Here is a 6,397-nt window from a genome sequence, read left to right as displayed (position 1 = left end):
TCGCGCCTGCCTTTGCAAATTCAAGAGCCGTTCCTCTGCCTATACCCGTTGCTGCGCCGATTATCACAACTATATCGCCGGAAAAGTCGAACTTTACATTCATTTAGTTTGCCTCCTCACGTAGTGGATTTTATTTTAAAGCCGCACTGTAATTCTCTATATTTTCGTGTTAAACAATTACAATACGCTTTTAGAAATAGAATGCAGAACAAAAGTTCTGCATTCTATACGTCTTTATTAAGATAGATTATCTTACGAGTGCTCTGATCTCAGCCTTGATCTCTTCTACCTTCGGGAACATGTAGAGGTCGCATGCCTTACCGAATGCTATCGGCTGCTCTTTACCGCCCAGACGAACGATAGGCTTAGCAAGGTCAGCGAGGCAGTTCTCAGCGATGAGAGCGGAGATCTGCATGCCGAAACCGCCGATCTTCGGTGCTTCATGAACTATGAGGCATCTGCCGGTCTTCTTAACGGATGCAAACATCTTAGCGGTGTCGAGAGGACGAAGAACGATAGGATCGATGATCTCAACGGAGATACCCTCTTCTTCGAGCTCCTTAGCTGCCTGGATGCAGTTGATAAGAGCGCGCTGGTAAGCAACGATAGTAACATCGGTACCTTCCTTAACTACTCTCGAAGCGTTCAGGAGGCTGCCGGGAACGGGCAGATTGTCCGGAACTTCTTCCTGGAGACCGAATATAGCTCTCTGGAATATGAATACGACCGGGTCGTCGTCGCGAATGGAAGCCTGGAGGTACTTCTTCATATCGCCGGGGAACGTAGGAGCAACGATCTTTATGCCGGGCATGTTGGACATCCAAGCCTCAACGCTCTGGGAGTGCTGAGAACCGGAAGCGCCGCCGCCCTGGGGCAGTAAGTATACTATCGGGCAGGAGTTAACGCCGCCGGAATTGTATCTCTGCTTTGCAGCCATGTTCATGATATTCTCAAGACCTATCGTTACGAAGTCTGCGAACATGAACTCAACTATCGGTCTGTAGCCTGCCAGCGTGGTGCCGCAAGCGAATGCGCAGAATGCGGGCTCTGCGATAGGCATGTCGAGCATTCTGTTAGCGCCGAATTTAGCCTCAAGGCCGGTGAAGTAACCCCAAGCGCCGCCTTTCTTACCAACGGCCTCGCCGATTACGATAACTTTATCATCATGCGCAAATTCTTCAAAGCAAGCTAAATTAATAGCTTTCATGTTGGAAACCTTAGCCATTAATATGCACCTCCGTATACTTTGTTAGGATCGCAGATCTCGTCAACGGTCGGAGCGGGCTTCTGCATACCTTCTTCGTAAGCCTTTAAGATGATGGCGTCCTGCTCGTCGTGAACTCTCTGTAAATCTTCCTGCTTAACTATGCCCATAGCAAGGAGCTTCTTGTGATAGTTGAGAACGGGGTCGATCTCGTCAAGATGCTTTAAGAACGAAGTATCTCTGTAAACTTCCTGGTTGTCGCCTAAGAAGTGGCCGCCCCATCTCGTTACCTTGAACTCAACGAGGTTCGGCTCGCCGCCCATAGCCAGCTTGTTAGCCTCTACCATTGCCTCGAAAACGGCGATCGGGTCGTTACCGTCAACGGTGATACCTCTCATGCCGCTGCCCTGTGCACGGAGCGAAAGATCCTGTACGGGAGCTTCCTTTTCAACCGGGTTAGCCATTGCCCAGCCGTTATTAACAACGATGAATACCATCGGTACCTTGTAAAGTGCTGCGATATTCATAGCTTCCCAAGCGTCGCCGCGCGAGGAAGCGCCGTCACCGTAAATACCCCAAACAACTTCGTTGTCCTTGCCCTGATCCTTTAAAGCCCAAGCGTAGCCAACGTTCTGGCCCCAAACCGGACCGAGAACGCCCTGTGCGGGAAGGAAGCCCCTCTCTACGCAGGTCATGTGATACTCGCCCGAAGTACCGCCGTTTATACCGGAAGTCTTGCAGAGCATCTCGTCAGCGTAGGGCTGAAGGCCGATAAGCTTCGACATAAGAGCCTGGTCGCGCGTATGCGGATTGGTGTTTATCTTGATGCCGTTCTTTCTTGCATCCATAAGCGTCATGATAAGGCCGGCCTGTAAGCCTTCCTGACCCTTCGGCAGGTGGATAGCGCCGAGGATTTTACCGGTTTTGATGAAGTACTCGAGTCTCTCGCCCATGCATCTTGCATAGTTGATATACTCATAGATTTCAAGCAGCTGTTCGTTTGAAAGATTCATAAAAGAATGCACCTCCAATTATTTTTTGCTCGGCGTTTGCGCCGATAATTATTAATGCGGCCAAACATCTTCAATATATGGCCGACAGTTAATACAAAGATTATTCTATCTCAGCCAGAAGATCGCCGTTTGCAGCCGTTTCGCCAACCTGCTTGTAGATCTTAGTAAGCGTACCGGATACGGGAGCTTCGATCTCCTGAGTGAGCTTTTCGGAAGAAAGCTCGTATAACGGCTCGCCTTCCTTTACCGCATCTCCCACATTTTTGAACCACTTCTCAATTGTAACATCAAGATTGGTCTGTCCCAAGGTGGGAACTATTACCTGAGTCATAGTAAATACATCCTCCTTTATAATTTATATGAATATTGTACAACCATAGGTTTTATTTTTCAAGTATTATACTGCTTTTTTTACTAAAAATTTTTATTGCTTTAGTAGTAGCACCGGGTTACCCCCGCTAATATATGCAAGGAAACGACTTTTTATGTGCATATGTACTTTTTTTATGATATCATGTATTATATAAATGATATCATATAACTTAACGCATAAAAAGGAAGATAAGAGATCATGACTAAAATCGGTTTTTCCCGCGCGGATATACTTGTGCCGAGGCAAGACCTTCTAAAGAAGTGGTGCGTCGTGGCATGCGATCAGTATACCTCCGAGCCGGCATATTGGGAAGAGGTGGCTAAAAACACCGAGGGGATCCCCAGCGCCTTTCATATAACCTTCCCCGAGATATATTTAAAAGACGACAATGCAGACGAGCGCATCTCGCTTATTAACCGCACGATGAAAAAGTATCTTAAAAAGAACATTTTCACCGAATACAAACAAAGCTATATATACACGGAACGCACGCTCGAATCCGGCGCTGTGCGCGCAGGTATAATAGGCGCGCTCGACCTCGAGGAATACGATTTTCGGGAAGGCTCCGAAACTCTTGTGCGCGCCACCGAAGGCACGGTGGTGGAGCGTATACCGCCGCGCGTAAAAATAAGAAAAAACGCTTCCATTGAGTCGCCGCACATAATGGTGCTCGTAGACGACCCCGACGGCAGCGTTATAGAGCCGCTGGCGGAAAAAAAGAACGCGCTCAAAAAAGTGTACTCGACCGACCTCATGTTAAAAGGCGGCAAGGTCGAGGGCTGGCTTATAGACGATAACGAGTCTGAACGAATAGAGGCCGCTCTGTCAAAGCTTGCCGACCCGGAGACGTTTGAAAAGAAATACAACACCAAAAACAAGGGCGTGCTTTTGTTTGCAATGGGCGACGGGAACCATTCGCTTGCAACGGCAAAGCAGTGCTACGAAAACTTAAAGGCCGAAATAGGAAACGAAGCGGCTGCCAGCCATCCCGCAAGGTATGCGCTTGTCGAAGTGGTGAACCTTCACTCGAAGGCGCTTGTCTTCGAGCCGATACACCGCGTGCTTTTCGGCGCAGATACAGAAGATCTTGTGCGAGAGATGACCGAGGCGCTTGGCCTTATAGAAGGAGACGGAGAACAGACTTTTACATATATAATAAATACCGAACCTCACACCGTTTCCATTACAAAGCCTACTTCAAAGCTGTGCGTCGGTTCGCTTCAGAATTTTTTGGACGCTTACACCGCCGCTCACGGCGGCGAGGTGGATTACATACACGGCAAGACCGTAGTGCGTGTGCATTCAAAAAAGCCCGAAAATGTGGGCTTTATACTCCCCGAAGTATATAAAAGCGATCTGTTCCCCACAGTTATAGAGGACGGCGCGCTTCCCCGAAAGACATTTTCCATGGGAGAAGCGTGGGACAAGCGGTATTACCTTGAATGCCGCAGGATAAAATAGACGCCGCACACTTTTTTCGCAAAGCAAAGGAATGGTACTTATGGCAAAATACTCTGATCTTCAAAACGGCAGCGATATACGCGGAGTAAGCGTATCTGATGAAAACAAAGAGGCAAATTTTACGCCGCAGGCTGCATACAGTCTGGCGCGCGCCTTTGCGGTATTCTTATCTCGGCGCACAGGGAAGGATCTGTCGAAGATCTCAATATATGTGGGACACGACTCGCGTATAACGGCTATCCCATTATCTAAAGCGGTGATCTCAGGCATTATCAGCACGGGCGCAAACGGTTTTTATACGGGGCTTTCCTCCACGCCGTCCATGTTCATGTCAACGGTCTTCGAGGAGTTTGGGTCCGACGGCGCGATCATGATAACCGCAAGTCATCTGCCATACAACAGAAACGGCATGAAATTTTTTGACAGTCACGGCGGACTTGAAAAAAACGATATAAAGGAGCTTATTTCGGCTGCCGAAGACGACTCGTCGTCATATGCTCCCGATGAAAGCTTTACTCCCGCTTTCATGCCTCTTATGGACCGCTACTGCCGTTTTCTCAGGGAAAAGATAAAGGACGGCGTCGGCGCGCTCGATCGTGAGCATCCCTTAAAGGGCCTTAAAATAATCGTTGACGCCGGAAACGGCGCAGGAGGCTTTTTTGTAAAAAAGGTCTTGGATCCGCTGGGCGCCGATACAGAGGGGAGCCTCTATCTTGAGCCTGACGGAATGTTCCCGAATCACGAACCAAATCCCGAAAATGCGGCGGCCATGGACGCCTTATGCAGTGCTGTTGTGAAAAACGGCGCCGACCTGGGACTTATTTTCGACACCGACGTTGACCGTGCAGCCGCAGTAGACAAGAACGGCCGTCCTATAAACAGGAACGCCATCGTCGCTCTTGCGGCGTCTATCGTTTCAACGTACTGCCCGAACAGCATAGTAGTCACCGACTCCGTAACGTCGGACAAGCTTACGGATTTTCTCGAACGCGATCTTAAAATGACGCACAAACGCTTCAAGCGCGGATATAAAAACGTTATCAACGAAGCTATTCGCCTGAATCGCGCCGGTCTTAAGTGCGAGCTTGCAATAGAAACGTCGGGACATTGCGCGCTGGGAGAAAATTTCTTCCTCGACGACGGAGCATATCTCACCGTAAAAATAATAATTGAAGCCTCCCGTCTTTTTAAGAAAGGCAAAACGATAGATTCGCTTATATCAGATCTAAAGGAAGCGAAAGAGGCAAAGGAATTTCGCTTAAAGATATCCGACGAAGATTTCAAAAGCTGCGCATCAAAGGTGCTCCACGATTTTGAAGAATATGCGCATAAGTCAGGCTATGATGTAGCCGAAAACTCTTATGAGGGCGTTCGCGTATCGTTTTCCGATATTTCGGCGCAGGGCTGGCTGCTCATACGCATGTCGCTTCACGATCCGCTTTTGCCGCTTAATATAGAAACCGACAACGAGGGCGGCGTGCGCGAGATTGCACACCGTATGGCAGAGTTTTTGAAAGCTTACCCTTATGTAGATACGTCGCCGCTTCTTAATTACTGACGAGGTGATTTCAGGTGGTACATATAGGCAACGACTGGGACGATGTGCTTTCGGGAGAGTTTGACAAGGGCTATTACAAAAAGCTTCGCACCGCTTTGGCGCAGGAGTATAGAACTCAGACCGTTTTTCCGCCTATGGGCGATATCTTCAACGCGCTTAAACTCACTTCCTACGGCGATACAAACGTGGTGATACTCGGGCAGGACCCGTATCACGGCGAGGGTCAGGCGCACGGACTCTGCTTTTCCGTACCGGACGGAATAAAGCCTCCTCCTTCGCTTGTAAATATTTTTAAAGAGATCGAAACGGAAACGGGGCTGAAAATGCCCAAAACAGGCTGTCTTACCGGCTGGGCGCGTCAGGGCGTACTGCTTCTTAATACAACGCTCACGGTGCGCGCGCATGAGCCTGCCTCGCATAAAAAGCTCGGCTGGGAGCATCTTACGGACAGGATAATCTGGTCGCTTTCTGAGCGCGAAAGGCCGCTCGTTTTCATGCTTTGGGGCGCGCATGCGCGCGCAAAGCGCGAATTTATATTAAACGACCGTCATCTCGTGCTGGAAGCCGCGCATCCAAGCCCGCTTTCAGCTCACAGCGGATTTTTCGGCTGCGGTCACTTCGTGCGTGCTAATGAATTTTTGAGCTCGCACGGCGGAAAAGAAATATTATGGGATAAAATATAAAAAGCCGCGAATACGGCTTTTTATATTTTATGCGCTTTTGTGCGCCGATGCGCCTGAAGTTTTTCATATGCTGCGCCTGCGCGTATGCCTCTCACGAGAGGCGCA

At 49.1% G+C, this 6,397-nt stretch carries 6 protein-coding genes; 3 read left to right on the top strand and 3 right to left on the bottom strand.

Annotated features, from left to right (window positions below; genetic code table 11):
- Window positions 1-247 precede the first annotated feature (247 nt).
- From IJG50_04585 to IJG50_04575, 3 genes are all read right to left on the bottom strand, one after another.
- Window positions 248-1,225, bottom strand: coding sequence for an alpha-ketoacid dehydrogenase subunit beta (locus IJG50_04585; protein MBQ3379128.1), 978 nt, complete (start codon window positions 1,223-1,225; stop codon window positions 248-250).
- The gene (locus IJG50_04580) at window positions 1,225-2,217 is read right to left on the bottom strand and encodes a hypothetical protein (GenBank protein ID MBQ3379127.1); all 993 of its coding nucleotides are present in this window, start codon (window positions 2,215-2,217) and stop codon (window positions 1,225-1,227) included. The genes IJG50_04585 and IJG50_04580 overlap by 1 nt, the downstream gene beginning before the upstream one ends.
- A 100-nt stretch (window positions 2,218-2,317) precedes the next feature.
- A complete protein-coding gene (locus IJG50_04575; protein ID MBQ3379126.1) occupies window positions 2,318-2,548 on the bottom strand; it encodes a hypothetical protein in 231 nt (76 codons plus the stop codon).
- A gap of 240 nt (window positions 2,549-2,788) precedes the next feature.
- Here IJG50_04575 and IJG50_04570 point away from each other — a divergent pair, with 240 nt between their 5' ends.
- The 3 genes from IJG50_04570 to ung are packed head-to-tail and all read left to right on the top strand — an operon-like array spanning window position 2,789 to window position 6,292.
- Window positions 2,789-4,051 carry a DUF1015 domain-containing protein gene (locus IJG50_04570; protein MBQ3379125.1) on the top strand — a complete coding sequence of 421 codons (1,263 nt, stop codon included), beginning with the start codon at window positions 2,789-2,791 and terminating at the stop codon, window positions 4,049-4,051.
- Between the two features lie 31 nt (window positions 4,052-4,082).
- A complete protein-coding gene (locus IJG50_04565) occupies window positions 4,083-5,609 on the top strand; it encodes a phosphomannomutase/phosphoglucomutase (protein MBQ3379124.1) in 1,527 nt (508 codons plus the stop codon).
- Between the two features lie 14 nt (window positions 5,610-5,623).
- Complete coding sequence (gene ung / locus IJG50_04560) at window positions 5,624-6,292, top strand: uracil-DNA glycosylase (protein MBQ3379123.1); 669 nt, start codon at window positions 5,624-5,626, stop codon at window positions 6,290-6,292.
- Window positions 6,293-6,397: the final 105 nt, after the last annotated feature.

It is taken from the genome of Clostridia bacterium, from assembly GCA_017405765.1.
Taxonomy (GTDB): Bacteria; Bacillota; Clostridia; order Oscillospirales; family RGIG577; genus RGIG577.
This window is presented reverse-complemented; position numbering and strand designations above follow the sequence as displayed.